The organism is Rhizobium binae (assembly GCF_017357225.1).
Classification (GTDB): domain Bacteria; phylum Pseudomonadota; class Alphaproteobacteria; order Rhizobiales; family Rhizobiaceae; genus Rhizobium; species Rhizobium binae.
In genome coordinates this window covers 198,939-224,598 of record NZ_CP071610.1, presented here as the reverse complement: position 1 = coordinate 224,598, position 25,660 = coordinate 198,939, and the positions used below count along the sequence as shown (strand labels likewise).

Genomic DNA, 25,660 nt, shown 5'->3' with positions numbered 1-25,660 from the left:
TTTGCAAGGAAGACCCGACCGCAACGGCGATCGGGTCAGGCTGATGGAATGCTGGTGAACCTATTCGGCCGCCGCGAGATGCTCGCCGTCGATCCCACTCTCCGTATCGCCGGTGGCCTCGCTCGATGTTTCCGGCTCATCGAGCAGGAAGGTTGGCAGGTCGGGTAATTCCGATGTCTTTTCGTCCTCGTTAAAACCGACGGAGGCATCACCTCCGACAACGTCGCTTTCGCCGACGCTCTCGTCACTCGTCATGCGAAGCGGTTCAGCCAGCCAGCAGCAGCCTGTCATCAGCCGCTCGGCCTCGCGGGCCATGTCGGTCTTCTTGAGATGGCCGATCAGCTCCGCCGCCTGGTCGCCCTTGGCTTCTCGGACCGCCTGGAGGATGCGCGCCTTGGTGACTCGGCCAAGATAGTTGTCGGCGGTCGGCACCCAGCCGGCTCCCACCATGTCAAAGCCGATCGAGCGGGCCAGTTGATCGGCATGAGCGATCGCCCGGGTGCGCTTGTTCCAGGGTTCGATGACCGCATTGACCGACAATGAAGCGCAATGCGCAAACAGTGCCTGCCGGCTGACCTCGTCGAGCCTGATCAGGAAATCCCAGAGATCATTCGGATCTTTGGAGAGATCCTGTCCCCAGCCTTCATGCCGCTGCTCGATCTCTTTCGCCCAGACCGTATCGCCGAGTCCGGGCGTCTGGGCGAAGCGAGCGCTCTGCAGCGTCACCTCCAGGCATGAGTCCGATCCGTAGACGTAGAAGGTCTTCAGGACGAAGGCGTGCAGGACGGCGACAAAGGCGATGACAGGATTATTCGCGAGCGCATTACGCAATGCGATCGTTCGAGCTGCCGTGAGATCGAGAACCAAGCGGTCTGGAAGCGGCTTGATCGTTTCATCCTCGTCGTCTGGTTGGGTGTCGCCGCCAGCGGAGCCGGTCGTCGCCAGGTCACCGCCATGATCGACACCGTCGCCGGCATCAACAGAGGGATCGGTCTCATCCTTCGGTTCATCCTCGGGCCGCACGAAGCCTCGTTCGATCTTGAGCTCGCCACCCACGCCGAGTGAGACGAAGAGACCGCCACGGGCGACTTCCTGCGGATCGAACACGTACGGGCGGTCGTTCAGTTGGTCGAGCTCGATACCAAGCTCCTCCAGTTTCTGTTCGGTCGCTTCCGAGTACTCGTCCGCCTCTGCGTACTCTGCGTCGAGCTTGTCGTACTCGGCACGAGTGGCGTCATAGCGGGCCAGCTCGTCTGCCGTCATTTCGGCCTGATCGCCGTAGAAGCGGCGCAGGCCGGACGTGTGGCCATAGGGAAAATCGAATGCCGCTTCGACCCATTTCCAACCCTCGCTCGCCCGGATCGCCTCGGCATCGGCCTTGAGCTTTTCCATGACGAGCTGTTCTAGGAGCGCTGGATCCTGCAGCCATCCGCCCTGATCCTGGTCGAACAGATCGCGCATCGTCACACCGCCGGCAGCCTCGTAGGCTTCGATGCCGACATAGACGGCGCGGCGGTCACTGGCGCGGATCGCGGTCTCGGTCAGCAGCCGGCGAATATAATAGGGCTCGCGGCTGTGCGAACGCGAGATCGTGTCCCAGACCTGCTCCTGGCGAACGTGATCGTTGGTGATCGAAAACGCCATGATCTGTTCGAGCGTCATCTCGTCTTCGGCATAGAGATCGAGAAGCCGCGGCGAGACGGAAGCCAGGCGCAGGCGCTGCTTGACTGTCGCAACCGAGACGAAGAAGCGTGCTGCGATCTCCTCCTCACCGAGCCCTTGCTCGCGCAAGGTCTGGAAAGCGCGGAACTGATCGAGCGGATGCAAGGGCACGCGCTGGACGTTTTCTGCGAGCGAGTCCTCGACTTCCAGCGTTTCGCCCTTGCTGACGATGCAGGGAACGCCGGCGGTTTTTGCCAGCCGCTTCTGCGCAACCAGCCGCTCAAGGGCTCGATAGCGGCGACCGCCAGCGGGGATGCGGTAAATGCCCGTCTCGTTGCCATCGCCGTCGAGTTCGGGGCGGACGTTGAGGCTGGTCAGCAGCCCGCGATGGGCGATGTCTTCCGCCAGATCCTCGATCGAGACGCCCGCCTTGATCTTGCGGACGTTCAACTGGCTGAGCACCAGCTTGTTGAAGGGAATATCCCGGGCTGCACTGAGGGTGATTTTCTGGATGGCTTGTGCCATGTCGGTTTCTCCGTGGCGGACCGGCCGGAACCTCTCTCCAGCCTCCTATCCCGCCACAAATCCCCTTCCCTCCTCTCCCTCTATCGCCTTCCCACCATGTCCCACCGTCTCTTCGGCAGGCGAACCTTCCCCTGCGCCCAGGGGCCGGCAATACTTACTGGGTCAGGGATTGGGCCCTTCGGGTCACGACTGGGGCAGCCAGGCTTGAGCGTTGCACACAGACCTCATCTTAGAAAACTATTCGTGTTCTTGGTTTGTTCTAACGCCAACTCTAGGAGAGGGCCTTATCTTTTTTTCTGGAGCAGAACCCATACTGCGAACGCCTTGCGATCCGATCGCGGCGCCGATGCAAGATCTCTGATTGCCTGCTCACAGTTGTCGATCAGAACGAGGACTTCGGCCCGGACATAACGCGCAAGCGGGTCGTAATCGGCGCGGTGACGTTCTTCCTGCAGGATGACAAACGTATCGGCGAATGAGACGATACTGCCCGGAAAGCCTCGGCTTGCCGCTGCTTTGCAGGAATTTTTCGCGACACCATGCTCGAGAGTCCGATAGACTTGCGCCCATGCCGGCTCACTGCGCGTATCGCCTGTCCCCACCAGTAGATCGGCACAATCGCGAGCCAGCGCATGAAACAGCGCATAGTAAGCTGTACTGACACCACGTTTGAGGTCGGACTGGCGTGGACGCTTCGGGCTGGCCTTGGCAAGCCGCCGAGCGGTGGCGATTAAATCATTCGACACTTAGCTTGCGATCTTCTGCTGTTCGTCAAAATGATGCCGAATATGCGGAAACCGCGTCTCGCCAAGGGCGCTCAAAGCTTTTCGCATCTCGGTGGAAAGACCGTAAGTGAGTTTCGAATTGATCGGCTTGTCCGAATAAGCATACTTCACGTCGACCAGCAGGATCGGATCGCCATCGCTGTCTCGATCGGCCCGAATGTCGGCGCCAGAAAACCCTGCCTGGCCAAGCCGGTCACGGAGGACCTTTTCAACGGCCGACTTGGTGGAGTTCGATATGGTCTGTTCGTCGCTCATGTTTGCAATATAGAGGATTCTGCCAGGGAGCGCCACTCCCGCAGGCGAGTGTGTACATAGCGTCCCTGCCCAGACTGTTTTGTACCAAATAGAAGGATGGAGCCCAGTTGGGGCCTTGAGATCGACTTCCACAATATGCACTTCTGCAACAAGAATAGCTTAGACGACGCAGGTCCCAGCCTTGCAGGGAAGAGAAGATGGGTTGGAACGTATGACAAAAAATTGGACAGTCAGCCGCGGCCCGATCGTAGCTTCGCAGATCGATATCCAGAAAGCAGACGCCATAAACGCTTTGCTTGCTCGTCCGGTCGGGATCTTACCGGGAAGGCCGGGTGATCTTATCCGACCGTTTGCTATCGGACTCTTTGAGGAAATTCGCCCGCTCTTGAAACCTGGTGTTGGCATGACGACGTTGCGCCGCGCGGTTGCTGCCTTTGTCCACTCGAAGCGTTATTATTTCGCAAGCGCCCAGCCCGATTCCGTTCGCCATGATCTGGACGGTAGGCCGCTGGAAGCGCTGAGTGAGGATGATCGCATGACGGCGCAGAACCGCTTTCTTAGGCTGAAGCAAAAGGCAGCCGGCAGTGAGCGAAACTCAGAGCCCTCTTCACCCTCCCCTTCCCCGACACCGGGCGCGACAAAATCAGAGCAGATCCGCGCGAGCCTCCTCGGCCGCGGAAAAATGCAACACACATCATCCACCATGTCTTGAGCCGAAGTCGAACGCCGCCCCAATCGATTCTCGAACGATAGATCCTCGACTGCCAACGAGGACCCTTACCCCTGAAAATCCGGACGCAGATGCAACACGCAAAAGTCACACATACCCAGCACCCAGTCGGCCATGGCGGTTTTCACTCCGGCTTGATCTCGACGGTCGAGGGGCCGCCGACGGCGTACGCTCGGCCAATGAGCGCCCCGTCACAAGCTTTTCCTATGTCTATGATTGCGGCTCGGAACGAAGCGACGCCTTCAACAGTGAACTGTCGCTCTACCGGGCGGCATCCGACGGAAAGACGGACGTGCTTTTTGTTTCACATCTTCATGCCGACCACATCAACGGCATGGATCGTCTGCAGGCAATGGCGCCAGCGAAGACGGTCATTCTTCCCTATCTGGACGTCGTAGAGCGCCTGCTTTTCATTCTCTCCGATTTCGAGCGCGGTGCGGCCTCCCGATCTTCACTCGACTACTTTGAGAACCCTGTAGACTGGTGGCTCGGGAGAGGCGCGGAGCGAGTCATCTTCCTTCAGCCGGGCAGGCCCGACGATATCCCACCGGCCCGTGGCGCAGAACCCGACAGTCCGATTGACGATCCGTCCGCTGGACGCCGAATACGACTTGATGACGCTCCGTCCAAAGGCTTTTCGGCAAACAGACTGGCGACTTACATGCGTGCCCCACACGGGCCGATCGCTGAAAAGCTCACTCCTGCGGATCCGACAGCACGAGAGACGCAAAGCGGGGTGTTTGTGGCTGCATCCGGCTCGTATCTCCAACTGGAGTGGCAAGCCTTTACAGGTGACGCATGGCGCAGGGGCGATTGGATTCTCCTGCCCTATGTCCATCCGGTCGACGATCCGGCCCGAAAGCGGTTTCTCAGGGATATCAAGAAGGCGCTTGGCTTCCGGGGAAATGAAGAGACAAAGCTCTCCAAATCGCTGCTTAAGCACCTACGGTCTATCGAAAGTGCGAGGCGGCTGGTCGAAATCTACAACCGGCATTTCGCCGGAGGACACAATGCGATTTCGATGTCACTTTACTCTGGGCCGTTATCTCAACGGGCCGTCGCAAGTTCAAGCCACACAGAGCCGTCCCGGCAATGGCGCTCCTCGCTCGAAGAACCACCCTACGGTCGCTTCTTCTGGTCAGCTGATGGCATCGGCTGGTTGGGCACGGGCGACGCCGCGCTTCGCCAAGATAAATGGCGAAAGCAATGGCGGACATTTTTCGAAGGCTTTGATGACTGGATTGCGATCATGACATTGCCACATCATGGCTCGGCGAACAATTTTCATCCAGACATCCTTGGGTTCCGAGGATTGCGGTTCGCGCTTGCTACGACCCTCGAAGCCCGAAACCGCGTTTCTCGCCTGAGAGAAACGCTCGGCGCGGTGGAACTGCGGGGTATTGGTACCCGAGTCATCAACGATGAACGCTTAAGTCGTTTCTCAGTCACTTGCGAACGCAGCATGGCCTAGGCGGCAGACGGTAAGCCTATGCTCCAAAGTGTCGTTTTGCATTTATCGAAAGATTCTATTTCCACCCAAATCACACAGTATAGCAGCACCTATGATGAACTGGCGCGGTTGCCTCCCGCGCCGCTGTGGGGTGGCTGACTAACGTTAGGCCGCCTGGCAAACGGGGGTCAGCCGAGATTGACGCCTGGGCTTTCGCCGCACGGCACTCGCCACTCTTCTTCCCCCTGTCTCGCCGGGCGAGCAGCTTAGATCATGTGTTCTCAAGACCGTGAGGAACGACCCAGTGGCGGCGCGTAGGGTCGATCCGCGCCCGCTAGCCGGTCCTGCGATGCGTTCGTACACGCAGCATCATCGCGTTATGAACCCGATGATCTTGAGCCGGTATCCGACGCAACTCAGGAGTACGCAGCAGCCGGGGATCCAAGACCCTCTCGAAAGCCCAGGAACTCGTTGCCGGCGCGCTGCTGAACTCGAAGAGACTGGCGGCAACATTGACCGTCGGTCAATACCTTTGAAAAAAGTATGATTTCAGTGGCTTGAGGCGGTTAGTCACGACTAACGACCATGAGCATCCCGTCAGCGATGCCTGTCGAGCAATTCCAGCGAACCAACGCATGCACCTGTCTTGCACCCGATACTCTGTGAACTGAAACTCTGACCAGTTTGTATTTGAGACGCTGGTAGGGTCGAATTTACCCACGCATCTGCACCTGCAACTCTACATCCCAGCACTATACGTTCCGTCCTCCGGGCTCCAATATCGCGATGCCGGTATTGCAGTACAACGAACTTTGCCAAACCGCGAAATCGCCCGGAACGGCGACGGAAACGCCAAGCAATCCGGAAACACCTATCATTTGAGCGGCTTAGCGCGGTTAGTCGCAACTAACGGCCAATTACACGGCTCGAAGGAGGCTGCCACCATTGTTGCGGAGCAGCGCCATTATCACCGGACCGAGAGAAAACTCACCGCGCTCAGCGCGCCGCGTCAGATCCCGTAAGTACCCACCTGGGGTATTGATCATATTTGCGCGCTCAAGAATACAACCGACCGCAACCGCAGCGTTTTCCGGCCCCATGACAACGCAAGCCTCTTGATAGGCGGACGGGCTGATCCCTAGCATCGATCTCACCACCACGGCGGCCGACATGAGGTCTCGCCAGCTTCCCACGGCGCCGCCGGGCCCGTAATCGGCTATCTGTTGGCAGGCCTTCAGCACAACACCAAGCGGGAAAGCCTTCAGCGGTTCAACATTCGCCCTCTCGGGCTTACTCGGCTTTGCGCCCTGCTCTTTTTCAGAGCTAGGTTCAAGTTCATTGAGGGATTCGGGTTTTGAATTCTGTATGTGCTGCTCAATATGAGCAGCATTGCTGCTATTAAATTGTGAATTTTCCTGACTATCCAATCGATTAATGATCTCCTCGCGGAGCAGTTCCATCTCGTCGAGAATGTTCGTGATGTCTGTCATAGTCGGGGAGCGTGGTATGCGGCTCGCGAGTTCGACATAGATCGCTTCGATGTCCGCCCAGTCGCCGTCGGCGCCCTCCTCCATTGCTGCGGAAATCAGCTTGCGAACGTCACGTCGGCAGATCGTCAGGTTCTCCTTGGCCCGCCTGAATGCAGACCGTGCAGCGACGACTTTTTGCGCGACGAGCGCCAATTCTTCGGATCGGGCGAGGATTGGCGAGAGATCGAAGCCAAAGGCATTCTCGATTTCGCCGGCATTATTCTTGCGAGCGTAGCGTTTGCCGTTCGCGCTGTCTTTCCGAACGATCAGCCCGGACTCTACGAGCAATGCAAGATGCCGCCGAAGTGTCGCCCCGGCCATACCGTGGGTACGAAGGATCAGCTGTGCATTCGAGGGGAACACCACCAATTGTGCTTCCTGGCGCAATTCGTTCTCCGGATAGAAACTCAGTAGGGCGTCAAGAACAGCAAGGCTGTTCGACTGCAGGCCGAGTGCTTCCCTGGCCTCGGAAGCATCCCGGAAGACCTTCCACTTCTCGACTGATTTGCCCGCCTTGATCTCGCTTGTAGCAACCTGCCGCCTCACGAGAGCAAGCGTCATCGGCCGCCGCCCAAAGGGCGTCGTCACACTTCCTGTCTGCATCGTCTTTCACCTTTCACAAGGCAAAAGAAATCGGCTCACCAAATCGGTGCCAAGACTCTTGACGAACATTCGTGGAAGTGCGATTCTCAGGTTGCTTAGATCTGAAAGAGGTTTCCACGACGGCGACGTTTGGGGGCCTTTTTCTTTTTGCGCTTAGTCTCCGTTGTTCAACTTGTCTTCAGCACCGCTCTTGGCGCGATGCTCCTCAAAGAGTACTGGCAATCGCTCGAGCACGAATGCGGCGAAGTCAGGCATCTCGCGCCGGTCAATCGACAGGTCCAATTTGGTTTTGCTCTTCGTCACCTGGGCCAGACGCACGCCGGTGGGCGTCGTCAGAACATGCGGAAGCCCGCGCTTTGTTGGCACGGGTTTGAGGCTGGCAACAAGTGACTTAAACCGGTCAGCCGAGAGCAGGGCCTTCGCTTCCGCCGATCGCAAGAAGGTTGAGGCATGTTCGAGGTCGGCGTCACGTGCGAGAAGGTCGGCGAGAGCCACCCAACTTTTTAAGCCAATCCCCGGCGCCGGGCCGATCGCATCGACAATATCCTTGGGAATGCGCGTTACGACGGACAGCATATTAGACAGATCACTTTTGTAGACTGACAACGCGGCCATCACCACATCTCGCGAAAACCTCTCGGTCAGCCGGGAGGCAAAACGCGCCTTTTCGATGAATGTCAGATCCTCACGTTCATTGTTTTCCTGGCCCTGGGCAATGACGAGCTGCTCGTCGGTCAGGTCCCTGACGACCGCCTTGACGGGACGGTTGAGTTCCGAGACTGCACGCAGACGACGGTGCCCGAATGCGACTTGATAGCGACCCGGTGTCTCGGGGTGAGGGCGCACAAGAATCGGGATCTGCTGGCCTTGCTCGCGGATCGCTTCAACTAGACCGTCGATATCACCGGACATGCGGTCCGGAATGAAAGACGGGTCGATTGTATCCGTATCTAGCTCAATGATGGTCTGGCCTTCTGCCAGCCGTTTTTCGATCTCTTCGGCGCGCTCGAACCTCGCCTTGCCTTCTGCAAAAGCGCCGCCAACCTGGCTGGTGAGACGCGAAGATGACGGTGTAGCCCCTTCCGCTGGTGGGGAGGCCAGGAGCGGAAGAATCGTTCGGCTCTTAATTGGTCTTTCAACCGGCGCCTCGACGGCAGCGGTTGGCTTTGGGGTGCGGAGGATGTCCTTCCTGCTCATGATTTTCTTCCCCATGCTTTCTTGATCAGCGACTCGATCTCTTCGTTGACGTTGTTCATCGCCTCCAGCGCGCGATCGTAGGTCGCCCGGGTGAATTGGCCTCTCTCCACCTCGAAAAGGGTCTGGTTCGTGAGACCGGCGTCGGAAACAGCCGTTGTCTTCAGCATTGGGAAGTTCAGAACATTTTCTCCGAAAATCGCCCTGAGATACCCGACCATCTGGTTCTGTGGCCCGTCACTCGGCTCGAAACGAGTGATGAGATAACGCATCCAGTTATAGTCGAAGCGCGCGCCGTGGGAGGAGATCTCCCGAAGTAAGTCGGATGTCATCGACAAAAACTGGTTCATCGACATGACGTCGAGCATCTGCGGATGCACGGTGATCAGAACGGAGGTGGCTGCAGTCAGCGCAGACAGGGTGAGGTAGCCCAGTTGCGGCGGGCAGTCGATTACCACAACGTCGTAATTGGGCGCCACTTGGTCAAGCACCTCGCTGATCCGGTGGAAGAACATGGTATCGCCGATCTTCCGCTTCATCAGCGCCCGCGGCGTATCGTGTTCGAACTCCATAAGCTCGAGGTTGCCGGGGATCAAATGAAGATCAGGAATGTAGGTCGCGCGAACAATTTCGGCCATTGGGCGAGCGTCGTCGTATCGAATCGCACCATAAAGCGTCTCGTTAACGCCGACATCGGTCTCTGGCTGGTTGCCAAAGAGCGTCGACAGGCTGGCCTGCGGGTCAAGATCGATGGCGAGCACCCGATAACCCCGGAGGCCGAGATACTGGGCGAGGTGAGCAGCGGTCGTCGTCTTGCCGGACCCGCCCTTGAAATTCATGACCGAGATAACCTGCAGCGCTTCATCGTCGCGGCGGTGTGGAAGATAGCGCCGATTGCCACGGCCTACCTGGTCGAGATGCTTGCGAATCTTGTGCATGTCTTCGACGGAATATGACCGGCGGCCGGTGGGACTGGTGCTGACCTGCAGACCCTCAAGCTCGTTTGCGAGCTGACGGAGATATACTTCTTTCACGCCGACCAGTTTTGCCGCCTCTGCCGGCTGAAACGTGCGAATGCCTTTTTCCGCCGTGGGGGGAAAGGTCGCGAGCTGATGATCTTGCAGTTGCGCCGACAAGGAACGAGAATGGCGCTCAATCAACCCCATCAGGTCTTCGTCTTTTGGCGGTAATTTTGCAGCGATTTTGGGCATCCCCGAACCTGATTTCTTGAAATAGCGCTTCTGAGCGGAATTTCCTAATCACTCCGCTGCTGACAATAAGCATCGATTCTAACAGGCTGGCAAGCTATTTAGGGTTAACAAAACCTTTACGCGCTCGCCCAAGACTCACATCTGGCCTTGAGTATGTCCTTTACAAACAGAGCGTTGGAGCCGTCACTCAAGCAATGGCAGTTCTCATCCATCAACTGGATTCTTCGCTCACCGAGCCGGCGCAAGTGAACGGTCAGCCCGTCGGGATCGAAAAACTGGCGTATCCGCGTGCCGCTCTTCGCGACTCAGTCAACAGCGTCGCCTCGCTTCGAAGTATGGTCTGGAATCGCATGTTCCCATGACTAAGACCGCTTATGTGCAATTTTCACGGTGCGGTTAAATGGTTCTGGCAAGGACGGAAGAGCAATCTTGAGAGCGAGAGGATGGTACCGAGAGACAATCCAGCTCTGAGATTTACGAAAGTAATCGCGCCGCCCTTCCGCTGCGTCGAGTAGCACTATTGTAGTAGCTTGATGCCTGCTGCACAGATCGATGTCGTGATTGCTCCATCGCCTCGGGAAGGGAAATGCCGCGTTCGGCCGCCTCGGTCAGATAACCGGACCGCAGCCCATGCGCGGAAAACTCCCCCGGCTCCAGGCCAGCCAGCGCTGCCCGCTGCTTGAGTATCGCATTGACCGACTGCGGATCGAGCGACCGCTTCGACACCGTCCCCCAGCGGCCAATCCCCCGAAACACACTTCCCTTGTCGATTTTTGCGGCCGCCATCCAGGCAGCCAGCGCGTCTACCGGCCGGCCGGTGAGATAGACGACGTCATCTTCCTCGCCGCTCGACGTTTTCGTCCGGCCGAGATGGATCGCAAGAGAGGGGAGGGGAGGGCCGTCGACCACCTGGATCGAAGGCTCGACGCTCAGCTGTTCCACACGAAGCCCGGCGATCTCGCTGCGCCGGCGGCCGCCGGACGCAAAGGCAACCATTAGGATCGCCCGGTCGCGCAGATCGCGCAGGCTGTCGGTCGAGCAGGTCGCCAGCAGTTTTGCCAAGACATCGCCGGTCACCGCCTTGGCGCTCTTCCGGCTTCGCTTCCGAGGGACGGCGCGCACGGCGAGCCGAATGGCGGATTTCAGGGGAGGGGAGGCGAAGGCGCCGTCGAGGCCGCGCCATTTCGTCAGCGTCGACCAGTTCGCCAGCCGCCGGCGCACCGTCGATGGCGCGTGCGGGCCAGTGGATTTCAGGAAGCCCTGGCCCCGGAGGTTCTCTTCTATATCAGCTGGCATGCCGTGACCGGGGTCGGTCCCACGTTTTTCTGGATCCCACAGGTGATGGGCGACGAACTTCAGGAGCAGCGCTTCTGGCGCCGGCCAGGGCAAGGACCTGCCGGTCGCGGCCAATCCCCACGCTTCGAGGTAAGCCAGATCAGAGGTCAGGGCCCGCAGCGTATTGTCGCCCATGCCCTGGTTGACGAGATGGCGCAACGTCTCGACATCCTGGTCGGTCAAGAGTTCGGCGAGTTCGTCGCGGCGTTCCATCGGCAGGACAGAGGCGATGGTGTCGAGTTCTTCGGCGCGCCGCTCGACGGCGGACTGGGTGGCGGATTTCCTTGGTACCCCCATCAGTCGATCTCGACATGCGGCCGCCAGTGGCGGATGATTTCAACAATCTCCGGCTTGTAGGCATCGGGATAGGAGAGCGTCTCGTCGCGGGCGATGAAGGTGAAGACGGTGATGATGTCCTCGCAGATTTCGCGATCGAGGTCGGCCAGGTCAGTCAGGTCGAAGCCGCCATGCACGTCGGCATTCCACCAGGCGAGCAGGAAATTGGCGACGCGCCGGCTCTGCCCCGTATCGCCGTGGGCGACGTTGAGCAGCTTTTCGAGCGCGAAGCGGACGCGATCATCCATGGAAGGAGGCCTTTGCGGAGCGTGATTTGGTCCAGATTAGGTGGATTCGCGGCTCCTGTCGATCAGCATCGATAAGCGCTACTTATCGATGGTTATAACCCCAACCGGCAATCATACCAGGTGAGGAACCCTAAAATTGAAATAGAGTTCCTTTAGCAAATCATTTACCATCATTTCAATGACTTACGATCTTTCAAAAATCAGCATGACTGCCCTGATGCGACGTAAGTGGAGCAAATCTGGTGGCAGTGCCAGCCCAATGGGCAAGGATGAGGCGTCAGGCGCGTGCCGCAACCATGGAAGGGAGGGGCGGAACAGGATGGTCGTCATCACCCATGCCCAGCCGATCGCCAAGATAGTGCCAGAACGACAGACCAAGCTTTTGGCAGGTCTTCATCAGCCCGAGCATGCTGTCGCGCGCTTGTCGGCCATTGCGGCTGACCGTGCCACCCGAGATCTTTCGCTTGATGACGAACCCGCGCAGATCCCGTTCCGAGGCGTTCGTATTCAGCGGCGTCTCAGGCCGCTCCAAAACCCGCAACAGCTCGGCCTTGCGGCGCTTCAGCCGCAACAGCAGTTGATCGAGGTCGCGATATCCGGTGCGGATGGAGAATATCCGATCGAACCGAACCTGAAGACCGCGGGCTGCACGCCGTCCTGGACTTCGCTGGTAGTTTTTCAGCTGCTTGTAGAAGAGCCAGATCAGCTCGCGCAGGGTCTCGACATGTTTTCCCTGGCGCGGCGTCGCCGGCATCAGCTTGTGCAGAAGCCGTTCCGCATGGACCCAACACAGCGCGTGGGTACCGACCCGAAACTGCCCGGCATCGTCGGAGACGATCACCGCATTACCGACCAGCCCATGATGGCGAATGGAGCCCCAGATACCGGCCTCGGCAAACGGGCGGATAATGTCCCGGTCAAAGATGTCGATACCCTTCTCAGCCAGATAGGCGAGGAACGGAACCTGATTGGCAAACCGCTGCGGTTCGTGGGTGCTCAACCGTGCCAGAAGGGCAGGGTCGACCTGTCGGTCTTCGAGAAAAGTGAAGGCGGCATCGTTAAGGACATAGTCCTGATAGTTGCCGCGCAGCAGCGCCAGGAAGTTCAGTCGCGACTTCGAGGACGTCGTGCGAAAGGCGGTGAAATGCTCGCCACCGATATGCGTCGTATAAAAATTGCGGTTGGCGTGACGGGCACCGGTGTCGTCGACCGTCACATAGGGCGCCGAGACCAGGCCGGCGTGGAGGACGGCTGCATCCTCCGCATGAAAGCCGTCCAGCCGTTCTGTCAGCAAACGAACCACCTGGCGTTTGGAGATTTCGACACCGACGTCGTTGAGCAACGTCGTCATTCGCTGCGTCGTGACCTGCCCATGCGCATGCAGCATCAGACAAAATCGCCGCAGATTGAGCCCAAACCCGCCTCGTATCCCCACAGGCAGCGGCGCGATGATGGTGTCTCCCTCCGGCGTCACCCAGCATTCCCGACGGTAACGAACCACCTCGACCCGCAACACCAGATCCCGGACGAAACAGTCCTTGTAGCCCTTGAAGCGCGATCCAGGCGGTACATTGACAGCCAGCACCTCTTCACGCGTGACCCGCTTCGTATCGTTCTTCGGCCCTCGCGGCCTGGGCGCCGGATTCTTGCCGGTGAGCGTCTTGCCACCCGTTGCCTTTTCCATCCCCGACGGTCTGAAGGGCGGGCGCGGCGGCAGGTTTTTCAGGCGAGCAATCTCGTCACGCAAAAGCTGGTTGTCGATCTTCAGCCGGGTGTTCTCGAGCCTGAGCTGGTCGTTCTCATCCCGAAGCCTTTGGTTCTCAGCTTCGAGCTTCTCAATCCGGGCATCTGCTCGATCAGCCCGCTCCACCAAACCCGTCACGAGCTCGCGCAGCGCCTTCAGCGACAGCGTGTCGGCATGCTCGGCCATGGGCAGGCGGCGTTTCGTCATGAAAGAAGAATCTCATGATTTGCAGGAAACAGGAATCCCTCCTGCCACCGGATTTGCTCCAGGTACTGATGCGACCGGCTTTTGAGGCCGGTATCGAGCTCGCCCGTCTCGACGAGCGTATCGCGCGTTCGCCGGTCGGCGCCGGTTTTCTCGAACGGCAAAATTTCACTGACGCCTGCGCATCCCTCTGGATCGACGGCGAACTTGTCCATCTCGAGGACCTCGTCCTCCACGACGCGACAAAAGATATTCGCACACCCACACATGAGCTGACAATCGCCCGCGACGTGCTGCGAACCCGTCGGCGGATCGCCGGCCAATCCCCCGATTGGGCGCTCTCTGCCGACGGCATCCGCTCGCTGCGGAAAACCGCGGAGATCACGACGGCTGACACGGAAGAGGCGCAGACGATCGGTGCCATCCTGCGTGCGGTCACAATCGATCCGGAAGGGGAGGGGGATGACGCCGACGACATCGAAAATCTTCCCGGCGTCGACTATGCCGCCATCGATGCGGTGCTGGCCCGATCTGAAGCTGCGATCGCAAACGCGACCCGGCCCGGCCGTGGCGGCGCGGCGGAGAGAGATCCGCTCGTCTATGATCTCGACTGGGACGAGGATTCCCGGCTGGACGAATGGCGCGGCGTGCTGCGCCAGGCGGAAAACTTGCCAGCGATGCTGCAGGCGATCGTCGCCCTCGATGCCTGGAACGAGCTGTCCGTCCTTCAGCACGCGCCGTGGCTCGGCCAGCTGCTGGTCGCATCGATCCTCCGCCAGGCCGGCATTACGTCAGGTGCGCATCTCGCTGCCATCAATCTCGGCCTGAAAACCATTCCCGTCGATCGGCGCCGGCATCGTGATCGGGCGACGCGGCTGTTGGCGATAGCACACGGATGTTTGGCGGCCGCCGAGCTCGGTCTAAAAGAGCACGACCGGCTGACGCTGGCGAAGACGATGATGGACCGAAAACTTGAAGGACGGCGAACCTCCTCGAAATTGCCGGCGCTGGTCGAGCTGGTGATGGCAAAGCCGCTCGTGTCGGCCGGGATGGTGGCGAAAACGCTCGAGGTGACGCCGCAGGCGGCGCGGCGGATTGTTTTGGAGCTGGGCCTGCGGGAGATGACCGGGAGGGGGAGGTTTCGGGCATGGGGGGTAATTTAGTACGCAAATGCGGCGGCACTCCTTGATCCGGCGCATGGGAGAATCTGTTTCGGCCGCCCTTCAGCAGAGGCCCTGGGGATGTCAACGTTCCGCGCTTACCGATAGGTCCGAAGCAAGGATTTCAGCAGGTTATTGGACGGATCTGTCTACATAGGGTTTCCTCCAAGGGAATGCAGTCTGGTAATAGTGGAAATCCCTGCAAGATTCGAGAGCGACATGACGAAAGAAGCGGACGCATCCCAAGACGCAATGGACGCATTCGCCGTGATCACCGCGCGCGTAATGAAAAGCCTACAGGGCTTCACCGACGACTTTCCGAAATGGTCCGAGCACGACCAAGATTTAAATATGTCCACGTTCAAGCCTGACCGTAGCGATTTTCCAGTTCCTGATCTGGTTCATTTCATGATGCGCTACGTCGTTAAATGGAAGATGAGTGGGCCTGAAGAAAAGGTTCGATGGACCGCCTACGGCAGCGTAGATGGGACGCCCGTATTTCTACAGATGCGGAAATTTGGCTTCACGATCGGGGTTGAAAAGGGTAGAGCCCTGTCGCCCCAGCGGGTGGTAGGGCAGTTGAAAGCTGGCCTCAAGGAAGTCGAGAAATTTCTTGAGCCGTACGCAAAGCACCAAGTCGAGAACGGCGACGTCACGATCGCCAACCGATTCTACGAGTTCGAGGATCGCTACCGCTTCTTCCGGGACTTGGCGGACAAAGCATACCGCAGGGCTGAGACACCACGCCGAAAGAAGAGGGTTGCCTCCGCCGGCAATCCGGTGAGCGCCTGCATGAGCGACATGATTGCCGAGTTGAACCGCTCGACTAGGGCTAACCACGAGGGGTTTTATCACTCCACGGCGATGATCGACGCCTATTTCAGCGCGTTGGAGCATCGCCTGGTGCTGCTCCGGGCGTTCACAGGAGCCTCCTTTGCCGATGGTGCTGTTCTGTCGCTCCTAGCCGCACGGTGGGACGAGAAGCTGAGGTTGGTTGTGCCGGCCATCGAAACTAAAAAGATGGCTCCTATCTTAGGAAAGATGCGGGACATCAAGGAGCGCATTCGGAACCCTTTTGCCCACGGCGGCAATGAGAACGACCGTGGATCACTCTTTTTTCATCTTCCCCAAGTCGGGGCAATTCCGGCAAATTTCAGCGGCTTCGGGCGATCCGTGCGCTTTACCGTGGTCCCGATTGAGAGTCACAGCCATGTCGAAATCTGCCGCACCTTCGACCAACTCGATGCTCTCCTGGAGACAGGTGCGCTTGAGCGTCCGCATCGAATGATCAGGGCGAGCATCGACCCGTCCTTCGATGCAACGGTCATCAAGGAATACGCGGATGCGATCTCGGGGACCGACGAAGACTTCGAACATTACTTGGACTGGAGAAATAAAGAATGGGAGCGACATACGAACATGGATTACTGACCGAATGAATAGATCAGGATCGCGCCCACAAGACACAATAGCTATTAGGCTGTTCGGGCGACGTCGTTCTTCCGCCAGGCTCGGCGACATTAATTGATTTGATTCTCAATCAACCTCTCGTAGAACGCTATCAGGTTGCGAAATCCTACATCTATCGAAAAAATCAGTGACGCATCTTGAATTCGAGCTTGCGGTTAAGAGCAACTGACGATCCTCCCATTTTGGGGGCGGAACAAGAAGAGTGCGAAATCGTACGCCCCCTTTATCAACCAAAGACAGCGACGGCAGATTTGATAGTGATGCCGCCGTCGTGGAGGCACGACGACTTACTAACCCAACCGAGCCGCTGAAATACTCCTAAAGGTTTATTAGGATTGATTGACTTGCAACCCGAACTGCATCACACTCCGTCTACCGACAGGGAGGGTGCGATGGGCGAAGCATCAAAACTAAAGCTGAATAAATGGGAAGCCGGCGATTGGCTGAAGAGCGTTTCCGACGCGGCCGACGAGGTGGAGCTCACCGGTGTTCTGTTTGAACACGCAGATGGGCAATTCGCTTATTTGATGACCGAGTCCGGCGGGCCAAGCGTCAGGTTTGAATTGAGGCAAGACGCAATAAGAGCGTTTTCTACCACCGAGCGAACAACTGCGTTTCTCGGTAAGGAGTACGACCTCGTCAAAATCAGAGTTCCGCTCGACGCCGTCGTCTCCCGTATCAGCCTGCACGACGTTGCCAGCCTCATCGAACCAGCCGATAGCGATCGTTCCGTCAAGACATTGTCTGGGGAAAGCTTCAGGCTCAAGAACACGGTGCTGGCGAACGTCGTCATGCGTTAGCAATGCTGGCGGCCGCTGCAGATCTCGATTTCCTTCGATCCTCCGTCACGGTACGCGAGACTGAGGATGGTATAAGTTTCTTCGATGGTGAAACGGGGTTTGCGGCGGAGCTCGATGGCGCCGTGCTTTCCCAATTTGGCCTCGCCTCTTTAGCCATGAAGGAGCAGTTGGCTCGCTTCGGGCTCACAAACGACACAGCCGATCTGACGGACATTCGCCGGAAGCAGAGAAACGCGCTGGCTGGAGGCAGGTCTACGCTTCAACGGCTCCAGGATCGGCTTGAGAGCCTGTGTCGGACTGTTCCTTATTTTGCCGAAAGGCGTTCGCAGTTTTCTCCGGAGTTGATTGAAGATGTCGAGGCCTTCGAAGCTCTTCCACTGATGCGACGAAAAGATCTTCGGGCGAATTTTCCTCACGCCCTCTTGCCCACCAATATCGACCTGCGAGAGGGGCTATTTTCGGGGCGGATGGCATTCGTGGCAACAAGCGGGTCGACGGAAGACCGCATCCAGGTCTTGGCAAATTCCATGGTGGACCGGCTTCCCTTTGGTGCCGATGATCTGTTGGGCATACCGTTGAGCGGCAAACAGCCAAAAACGGCTTTTTTCACGACCGCGGTCTGCTCGAGTTCCGCATGTTTCCGTCAGGCGACCACCTATCAGGATCGCATATCACAGTCATCGCCCGATCTGTTGTTGCGAACGACCTCAGACCCGTTCTCGATGGATCGCACGCTTATTGAAGATTTCCATGCTGAGTTAACGGACTACCGACCGACAATCCTCGCTGCTGATCCACTATATCTCCAGTGCTTGGTGCGCGCTGCGCGGCGGTACTCTATCCCTGTACCATCGGTCCCAGTTGTCCAGACCGGTTTCGAATTTCGCACGCAACTCTCGCACCGCACGTTGCGGGAAACATTCAAATGTCCTGTCCTCGACGACTATGGCGCATCAGAAGAGAACCGGCTGGCCGTTGAATGTCACCGTGGCTGTCTCCATGTCCGAGCGGATGCAGTCTATCTCGAGATTATAAATCAGCAGGGAGCGTGTCAGCCGGGTGCTATCGGGAACGTTGTGATCACGACATTCGATACCCTGACGCCGCTCGTTCGATATCTGATAGGAGATCTCGCCTCCTGGACCGGCAAGAAATGTGACTGCGCGTTCTCGGCCTGGCCTGTGATTGAGCTGCATGGTCGAGCCAAAGATCTGCTGCGGACGAGGGAAAGTTGGATTTCATCGCTGCAGATAGACCGAGCGATCCAGGCGCCTGAATGGCTCGAGTTTTATCGGATTACGCAGAGACAGCCGGAAATGTTCGAGGTGGAACTCATAGCCGCCTTGGATGCAGATCCTGATATTCTGGAGTTCGCCGACCTTCTGTCGGACTATTTCGAACCCGCCCATCTTCGGATAAGGGCGGTCTGTGGGTTCGAGCTTTTGCCCTCTCTGAAGGTCGGCACGACGCTCACGAAACTCCCAACGCCGGAGATCATTCCTTGAGGAAGGTCTTCGAAGATTTTCCTCTTCTACGAAGGACCGTCGACGGTCATCCAATCATCTATCTCGACTCGGCGGCGACCTCCCTGAAGCCGAACGCGGTGATCGACGCAGAGGCAAACTATGCGCGGTCTCTGGGAGCCAATGTTCATCGTGGCGTCAGCGGTTTGTCGTCTGAGACGACGCTTAACTATGAGCGCGCGAGAAGACGCGTCGCGTCCTTCATAAACACCGACGCGGATCTCGTTGTCTTCACACTCAATGCGACTTTTGCGATGGGAATGGTCGCTCACGGGCTACCGACTGGATCGGGCAGGCGTGCGCTGGTATCGAGCAACTCACACCATTCCAACCTGCTGCCGTGGAGGGAACGTTTCGATGTTCAATTCGTAGGCAGTGATCCTCTCTCGCCGCTATCAGTCGAGGAAGTCTGCGATGCGGTGGAGCGTTGGAGACCCGATGTCCTTGCGATAAACTGGGTTTCCAATGTGAACGGTTCGGTCAATCCCGTGGCGCAGATCTGTGCCGCCGTGCGAGATTTGGGGGTCGTTACGGTCGTCGATGCAGCCCAGGCGATCCCGCATCTCAAAGTCAACGTCGCGGCCCTCCAGTGCGATTTCCTCGTCTTCAGCGGCCACAAGATGCTCGGCCCGGCTGGTACTGGAGTATTATGGGGCCGTCGGGAACAGCTTGAGCAACTGAGACCCTTGGTATTAGGGGGCGGAACGGTGGCAAGCGTCGATCTGGGTGGCTACGAGCTACGCCCCCTTCCGTATCGCCTGGAGCCCGGCACGCCAAACATAGGAGGAGCACTCGGCCTGGCCGCAGCGATCGATTACCTTGACAGCTTCGAAGAGAACATGCTTCTTGAGCACCAGGCCAGCTTGAGCCTAGAGATCGAAAATATCTTCTCGAGTTTGCGCGGCGTCAAAATCTTTGGGCCGTTTGACGGTGCAACTCACCTTCCGATCGTTTCCCTCCTGTCGACAGTCGACGGGATTTCTGCTGACGTCCTGTGTCGCACCATCAGTGACTCATCTTCTGTGATGACGAGATCGGGCTTGCATTGCGCACATCCGATCTTCCAGCACTATCGGCAGATGGGCGGCGCCGTTCGGATCTCTGCTTATCTCTACAACAGCCCAGCCGAAATTCGTCTCGCTGCGGACGCACTCGAGCGAGCCATGCATCCTTTTTTTGGACGCTAACGGATCGGACCCGACGCGTTCAGCGTCCACAGGGCAGATGAGCAAGCCGCAAGGCCTACGCAAGGCCAACGTCCGTGGAACGTTGAGAATTCGCGCGGTCTACTTTCAAATCCTATTGATCGCCGCTCCCATCGTGCCTTCCGCTCAGGGTGAGCAGTGACTGATGATGAAGATTACCGGCGCGCATCATGAACGCGCGACGAACCTCCTTAACTGAGTAGGGCGGGTTGCGGCAATGCACGACATGGTGACAATTCGCACAGAGCGGGACCAGATCGCGGATGGGATCGACCTCGTGCTCGCCATCCCTCGCGGCCAAGGGAATGACGTGATGGACATGAATGAGATCCGCCCCGATCGCGCCGTAACGCTCCTCGTATGACATGCCGCACGCCTGGCAACGGCACCCGTAGTGCGCGAGACACAGCCTGCGAGCAACGGGATTGCGTTCGTAATGCGTCAGTTCAAGAATTCGACCGGCTCCTTCAAGGAGCGGCGCGGGACTGTCAACAGCCGCTGCTTGCACGGGCAGCATTGACGGCGGCAGCGCTCCATTTGCGAACTCGCCCGCTTCGCCCGTCACCTCCATCTCCCAGACACCCCACTGGCCGATCGACAAACTGGATTGAGGCGGGTTCGCCAGCAACATCGTACGCATCTCGCCGGTGTCGGGGTCGCGCCAGATTTCCTGCATGTCCCGGTTGCGCTCATGCAAGTACCAGGCGGGCCATTCTCCTAGCTGTCCCGTCCAGGACTTTCCTCTTCGATAGCTTCGAAGGGCGATTTCCATCGCCTGTTCGGGCGTCGGGACAGCGATGGCAATCGTAAATGGCGGAGATGGCTGGTCGGCCGGCGGGACAAGATAGACGTACGTCTTGGTTTTCCTCACCAGGGTCCATCCTCGACGCGGAAGAATGACGCTGAGCGTCAGCGCCGCGCCAAACCGGAAAGCCGATGGGCCGTAGTGTTTTGGTCCTTTGCCGCTCGGAACAAGCTCGATGGTTTTAATCGGCCATCCGGGAGGCGTATGTGTGTTAGCCGCCGGCTCGTCGAGTTCGAACTCCTCATCATCTGATATCGTGTTTTCCAACTTTACCTTTCCGTTCGTGCACCACAAATGAGTACTATCTCGTCTGAAACACGGTCAAGGATGAGGCGCCCACGGCTGGATTGTAGTTCCATTCAACGCCATCCTGCCCCACACCTTGAAGGCTCAACATGCCGCAAGGCAGTCCTCGCGAGGCGACCTTGCGACGTACGAATTCGGCCTGAGCGCGATCATGCGTTGACAGAAGGACCTGATATTTGCGGTCGGCCACTAGGTTGCAGACGAAATCCGCGAAGGCTGCAGCATGAATTGCATCATTGTGCTGTAACGGATCGTCTAGAACCAGGCCGCGCCAGCGCGACCAGGGATATGTAAGGCTTGCGGCGCAAAGCATGCTGACCGAAAGCGCCGCCATCTGTCCCTCGCTGTGAACCAAGATTGGGTCGATCTGTCCGACTTCGGTAGGAACCTCCCCATCCTTTGTGGCGCTTTGTTCGACACGCCGATTTCGAACATGCTGATCGATGCCAACCCTCGGGTCACAAAGGATCGCCCGGCTGATCGATTTCATGAGCGTGCCAAGTGGTTTCATGTAGTTTGCGTTGAATTCGGCGACTTCATCCAGTATTTCCGAGCTTGCGGCGTGAGCGATATCTTTCGCCTCCTGCGTCGCGTCTGCAGCCCTCGATTTCGCGTCTATTGCCGCATGGGCCTCTGCCCGAAGCTGCGATCGATCGCTATTGGGCGCACCGTTGATCGCAGCGCGGAGGCTTTCCAGAGCTACAACGTGATTTTCGGCAAGCGTTTTGGCCATTCTTCCGTCTCGCAACTGTTTCAGAAGATCCTCTGCTTCACTCAGTTTCTCCCGCAATCGCATAGAGCGTTCCGTCAACACTTTCAGGAGTTCTGCGTCAGGCTCGTCAGAGCCTTCGATAATCAACCGGCGCCATGCTGCGACCGCTTCATTTTTCCCTTGGACCGCCGCATCGATCAGCTCCGCGCCTTGCTGTTTTCGTACGGCTGCCGCGCTCGCTGCAACGTCCAGGGAAGCCAGATCCTGCTCAACCGCCTCGCGGTCTGATGCAGCTTGTTTGCTGACCGCTTCCTTCGTTGAAAGGTCATCTTCCGCGGCGGCAAGCGCCTCATCGAGCCGATCTCCTCGAGGCGCGTTTGTACCAAGAGCTTGGTCATATAGAGCGACGGATGCTGTGATCGACGCGAGTTCCTTGGCTGCGACATCCTGTCCTTGGTTAGCGGTCGATACCTCGATCTGAGCCTGGTCTCGGCGCCGAACGGTAGCCGCATGGTCTCCGCCTGGCTCATACAGCGTGCCGGACAATTTGTTTCGCCAGTACCATTTGCGCTGTCTCAGCCAAGCCATTTCAGCGGCGTTCTTTTCGAGCCGCTCATGGCGCAGCCTCGCCGTTTCGTTGTCGGCAGTCAAATCTGCGCCAAATACGCTAGCAGCGAGATCTCTATTTGCGTGCTCTTCCGAACGACGCGTGTCATTGAGATCGTTGCGCTGTTTTTCAAGTCCGCGTAGCTGGCTTAGCCTATCTTTCGCCGCGTCGCGTTGCCGTGTGAGACCGATCAACTGCGTTTCCTGCGCCAGTGCGAGCGGTGCCAGCCGTTCAGCGGCGCCCGCCGCGCGACGCTGCAATTCTCCTTCGGTTTTGAAATGCGTCGCGCAGACGGGGCAATCGCATGACTCGTGCGTCAGGTTCGCCGCTACGCTTGCAACGGCGCTCGACATCGCATTCACGGTCGATCGCAGATCTGCGAGGATCTTCTCTTGCCCCTCGACAAGCTCGTCGAACGATACCAACTCTTGGCTGGCCCCTGAGATATCGTCATCAAGATTAGGAGCAGATGCTTCCAGCGCCTCGACAGAGGACCGCATCTCAGCAATCCTAGCGCCTCGTGTTATCCAGGTGGAAACATTCTCGCGCTCGGTTTGCGTAAGTTTTATTCGCTCATCCAGTCGCCCAACGTCACCCTCGATGCGGCGAACAATCTGCAAGCGGCGTTCAAGTGAGGACAGTCGCCTGGATTCGTCCTCCAGCTTGGAGCGGGCACTTGCGACATTCGCATCCGCAGTACCCTTTTTCTGTACGAGGAGCGCGGCCGACTGAAGTGCGTCTTTCAGACCCATAAGACGGTCACGCCGGTCGCGGGCATTCTTGGCAGCGAGCCGGCTCGCGTCCTCGCCATCCTTCAAACGTGACAAGGCCTCCTCAAGCTCGTGGCGCTTGACCGCAAGGGCCGCGATCTGGGCATTGATGGCCGTCTGCGCGGCCTCCAATTCCGAAAGCTGGCGCGAGGTTTTTTCCCAGGATGCCAGCGTCTCGTTTCCGGACGTTATCCTTGTCGTCAGAATGCGCATTTCATCACGTAGCCCATGAAGGCGGGTCTCGAGGACCCCTATCGTCCCCTCATCAAATGCCGTCACAAGCGCCGTCTGAGTGGTTCCAGTCGCTTCGTAGAGCAACTGTGAGATCGTCTGGGCAAGTTGCGTCGACGTATCGTCGCTGAGGGCAGAGACGCTCGTTAGCCCCGACCAGAGGCTCGCTTCCGTATCGAGTAGGTTTTGAAGTGTTGATACATCCTTGTTCAATTCGCCAATGCGGTCGGAAAATGCGCGGCTAGCTTTGGTATTTCCTTTCCCGTGCAATGCCTTCGCGATCTCCTCGACTTGTTTGCTTTGAGCTGCCTCCTTGAGGATGTCAAAACGTTCGCCGGGCTCTCGATTGGTCAAACGCGACTTCGTAGATTGCCCAAGAAAGTGGGTCAGCAACAGATAGCTCGACAGTTCGGATATGTTGCGGTCCCAAGCCTTATCCCGCAGATACTCCGCAATGTCTGGGATCGTGCCGGCGACGGTGGACTTCGTTGCTCTCGATGACGATAAGGTGCGCGACAGACTATTGCCGCCCGTAAATTCGAGCGTAACGCTTGTGGGCCCCGGGGAGTCCTGATTCCAGCGGCAAAGGTAACTGCCGACCTTTTTAACTCCGTCCGCATCCCGAAAATGGTCGATTTTGTCTGTCAACGCCCATTCCAGTCCATCGAACATGGACGACTTTCCAATACCGTTGCTACCGTGAACGACTAGCACACCAGGTCCGTCTGGAAGCTCAATGTCCAGGGTCTTGAAAGTCCGATACTGTTCAAGCCGAATGCGGTTGAGATAAACGTTGCTCATCTGGACGCCTCTCTGGCTTGAACGAGCTCGGTTACCAGGCTTTTAGCGTCATCCTTCAGCTGATCCGCTTTGATCACCCATTGCTCAGCGACCTTCTTCTCCAGCCCATGCTTTTCGAGAATGCGCTCAGCTAGCTCATAGGTTTCATCGAGGGGGGCGCCGGTGACAGAATCTGAACTCGCCCATGGCATTGCCAGGAAGGTTCTCCCGAGAAAGGTTTCGAAGGAACCCTGCACGTCGGTCTTCTTTGGGATCCAAACAACTTTCCTGCAAACGGTCTCATCGCGCTCGAGAAGATCGACCAGACGTTTCCAGTCGCCCGATGGTGTCGGCGATGTCGCACATAGGAACAGATGAGCGTTGATGACCTCGCGTTCACGCATGAACGAGCGCGCTACGACCATTTGCGCATGGAGTTTCTTTAGGGACAACTTCACCTGGTCAGGGGACTCGAGCATTATCGGAGCGATGACGACAGGATAATCGCCGAGCCGAAGTCCGAACAATCCGTCAAGCGACTTAACATCGGGCTGAGCCGGCCGACTGCGAAAGTCTGGTGAGGTGAACTCCGCAACCTCGTCAGCTTGCCAGCCTAGCTTTTTTGTAGCGTCAACCAGAAATGATTTGAGTATCTCAGGCGTCATGCAAGAACCCTCGCTCGGTCGTCATCCTGGCGCTTTCGCCATCGGCCGAACTCTTCCTCGACCGCCTTTCGCCATGTATCGAGATCTGTTTTTAGAGCAGATCGCCAATTTAAGTCGTTTCGCACAATGGCCGGCTTTACCCTGCGGGCGACGCTAAGGCTCAATCCGGGTTCGCCTGCAGTGAGCACCGTGTCATCCGGCGCCGTGACCTCTACCTCGGCGCTTCCCGACAAAATCAGCGCGTCGACGTCCCAATGATCGGGTCGGCTCCAATCCGTCAGCGGATCTCCGCCGTGAATTGCCTCGGCTGCCGATCCGAGCGCAAGTCCATGGACGTCGAATGTCAGGTTTCCTCTTGGGACTACCGCTGGCTTGAGAGGTTCGCCAAGATGCGTGGCAAGCATGAGCACCAGAGCGCCCGCCATTCGCTCGACTGCTTTATTGTCACCGTCCCAAGGGTCTGCTTTGATGATACCAATGCTGCCGAGCCAGGCCAAGAAGTCGCGGCGAAGAGAGGGCGAAGCGTGAAGCGTTGCACGCCAGTCGTCCCAGGTGGCGAGAGTTGCGTCCAAGATATCCGGGGCGATGGGTCCAAGCCTGAAGCATTTTCCGCTCACCTTGATTTTCGAAAGCGCGGCGTCCAGTTGGCGGACTAGCGATTCATCAACGTACTCGCCAATGGAAAGGGCTCCAATCGCCCGATAAGGATATCGTGACGAACTCGAATTGGCCACCGGCGCGTTGGGGAGTATTGCCTGCCAGGACTTTTGCACACCATGAGCGACGCTCAACAGGATCTTTCCGCCGCTCGCGTT

Annotated in this window: 20 protein-coding genes; 7 read left to right on the top strand and 13 right to left on the bottom strand. The window is 58.0% G+C overall.

The window, feature by feature from the left end:
* Window positions 1-60: 60 nt before the first annotated feature.
* The 3 genes from J2J99_RS32880 to J2J99_RS32870 form a co-directional block, all read right to left on the bottom strand.
* A complete protein-coding gene (locus tag J2J99_RS32880) occupies window positions 61-2,187 on the bottom strand; it encodes a ParB/RepB/Spo0J family partition protein (protein ID WP_168298530.1) in 2,127 nt (708 codons plus the stop codon).
* Window positions 2,188-2,471: 284 nt separating this feature from the next.
* Entirely contained in the window at window positions 2,472-2,933 is a 462-nt protein-coding gene (locus tag J2J99_RS32875; RefSeq protein ID WP_168298528.1) for a hypothetical protein, read from the bottom strand.
* Window positions 2,934-3,359 (bottom strand): hypothetical protein, encoded by a 426-nt coding sequence (locus J2J99_RS32870; RefSeq protein ID WP_246763179.1) that lies wholly within the window; start codon window positions 3,357-3,359, stop codon window positions 2,934-2,936.
* Window positions 3,360-3,438: 79 nt separating this feature from the next.
* Here J2J99_RS32870 and J2J99_RS32865 point away from each other — a divergent pair, with 79 nt between their 5' ends.
* Entirely contained in the window at window positions 3,439-3,939 is a 501-nt protein-coding gene (locus J2J99_RS32865; RefSeq protein WP_168298881.1) for a ProQ/FINO family protein, read from the top strand.
* Between the two features lie 310 nt (window positions 3,940-4,249).
* Window positions 4,250-5,428 (top strand): hypothetical protein, encoded by a 1,179-nt coding sequence (locus tag J2J99_RS32860; protein WP_168298526.1) that lies wholly within the window; start codon window positions 4,250-4,252, stop codon window positions 5,426-5,428.
* 896 nt (window positions 5,429-6,324) lie between these two features.
* On the opposite strand, the gene repC is transcribed toward J2J99_RS32860, so the two are convergent.
* The 6 genes from repC to J2J99_RS32830 all read right to left on the bottom strand — a co-directional run bounded on the left by repC (window position 6,325) and on the right by J2J99_RS32830 (window position 13,814).
* The gene (gene repC, locus J2J99_RS32855; protein ID WP_168298524.1) at window positions 6,325-7,539 is read right to left on the bottom strand and encodes a plasmid replication protein RepC; all 1,215 of its coding nucleotides are present in this window, start codon (window positions 7,537-7,539) and stop codon (window positions 6,325-6,327) included.
* Between the two features lie 153 nt (window positions 7,540-7,692).
* Window positions 7,693-8,736: a plasmid partitioning protein RepB gene (gene repB, locus J2J99_RS32850; RefSeq protein WP_168298522.1), complete on the bottom strand. Its 1,044-nt coding sequence runs from the start codon at window positions 8,734-8,736 to the stop codon at window positions 7,693-7,695.
* Window positions 8,733-9,944 (bottom strand): plasmid partitioning protein RepA, encoded by a 1,212-nt coding sequence (gene repA / locus J2J99_RS32845; protein WP_168298520.1) that lies wholly within the window; start codon window positions 9,942-9,944, stop codon window positions 8,733-8,735. Before repA ends, repB begins: the two co-directional genes overlap by 4 nt.
* A 474-nt stretch (window positions 9,945-10,418) precedes the next feature.
* A complete protein-coding gene (locus tag J2J99_RS32840) occupies window positions 10,419-11,576 on the bottom strand; it encodes a tyrosine-type recombinase/integrase (protein ID WP_168298518.1) in 1,158 nt (385 codons plus the stop codon).
* On the bottom strand, window positions 11,576-11,863 hold the full coding sequence (locus J2J99_RS32835) for a DUF7673 family protein (RefSeq protein WP_168298510.1): 288 nt from the start codon (window positions 11,861-11,863) through the stop codon (window positions 11,576-11,578). Before J2J99_RS32835 ends, J2J99_RS32840 begins: the two co-directional genes overlap by 1 nt.
* A gap of 277 nt (window positions 11,864-12,140) precedes the next feature.
* On the bottom strand, window positions 12,141-13,814 hold the full coding sequence (locus J2J99_RS32830; RefSeq protein WP_168302465.1) for an IS66 family transposase: 1,674 nt from the start codon (window positions 13,812-13,814) through the stop codon (window positions 12,141-12,143).
* Window positions 13,815-13,828: 14 nt separating this feature from the next.
* Here J2J99_RS32830 and J2J99_RS32825 point away from each other — a divergent pair, with 14 nt between their 5' ends.
* The 5 genes from J2J99_RS32825 to J2J99_RS32805 all read left to right on the top strand — a co-directional run bounded on the left by J2J99_RS32825 (window position 13,829) and on the right by J2J99_RS32805 (window position 19,951).
* A complete protein-coding gene (locus J2J99_RS32825) occupies window positions 13,829-14,974 on the top strand; it encodes an RHE_PE00001 family protein (RefSeq protein ID WP_168302473.1) in 1,146 nt (381 codons plus the stop codon).
* A gap of 216 nt (window positions 14,975-15,190) precedes the next feature.
* Window positions 15,191-16,402 carry a hypothetical protein gene (locus tag J2J99_RS32820; protein WP_168302346.1) on the top strand — a complete coding sequence of 404 codons (1,212 nt, stop codon included), beginning with the start codon at window positions 15,191-15,193 and terminating at the stop codon, window positions 16,400-16,402.
* Between the two features lie 431 nt (window positions 16,403-16,833).
* Window positions 16,834-17,241 carry a hypothetical protein gene (locus J2J99_RS32815; RefSeq protein WP_168302345.1) on the top strand — a complete coding sequence of 136 codons (408 nt, stop codon included), beginning with the start codon at window positions 16,834-16,836 and terminating at the stop codon, window positions 17,239-17,241.
* Between the two features lie 2 nt (window positions 17,242-17,243).
* Window positions 17,244-18,746: a phenylacetate--CoA ligase family protein gene (locus J2J99_RS32810; RefSeq protein WP_168302344.1), complete on the top strand. Its 1,503-nt coding sequence runs from the start codon at window positions 17,244-17,246 to the stop codon at window positions 18,744-18,746.
* A complete protein-coding gene (locus tag J2J99_RS32805; RefSeq protein WP_168302343.1) occupies window positions 18,743-19,951 on the top strand; it encodes an aminotransferase class V-fold PLP-dependent enzyme in 1,209 nt (402 codons plus the stop codon). Before J2J99_RS32810 ends, J2J99_RS32805 begins: the two co-directional genes overlap by 4 nt.
* Before the next feature lie 112 nt (window positions 19,952-20,063).
* Here J2J99_RS32805 and J2J99_RS32800 read toward each other — a convergent pair whose 3' ends face one another.
* From J2J99_RS32800 to J2J99_RS32785, 4 genes are read right to left on the bottom strand one after another with little or no spacing between them, the layout of a single operon-like run.
* Window positions 20,064-21,041, bottom strand: a complete 978-nt coding sequence (locus J2J99_RS32800; RefSeq protein WP_205919343.1) for an HNH endonuclease — start codon at window positions 21,039-21,041, stop codon at window positions 20,064-20,066.
* Between the two features lie 34 nt (window positions 21,042-21,075).
* Complete coding sequence (locus J2J99_RS32795; RefSeq protein WP_168302342.1) at window positions 21,076-24,201, bottom strand: AAA family ATPase; 3,126 nt, start codon at window positions 24,199-24,201, stop codon at window positions 21,076-21,078.
* Window positions 24,198-24,845: an ABC-three component system middle component 1 gene (locus J2J99_RS32790; RefSeq protein ID WP_168302341.1), complete on the bottom strand. Its 648-nt coding sequence runs from the start codon at window positions 24,843-24,845 to the stop codon at window positions 24,198-24,200. Before J2J99_RS32790 ends, J2J99_RS32795 begins: the two co-directional genes overlap by 4 nt.
* On the bottom strand, window positions 24,842-25,636 hold the full coding sequence (locus J2J99_RS32785) for an ABC-three component system protein (RefSeq protein ID WP_168302340.1): 795 nt from the start codon (window positions 25,634-25,636) through the stop codon (window positions 24,842-24,844). Before J2J99_RS32785 ends, J2J99_RS32790 begins: the two co-directional genes overlap by 4 nt.
* Window positions 25,637-25,660: the final 24 nt, after the last annotated feature.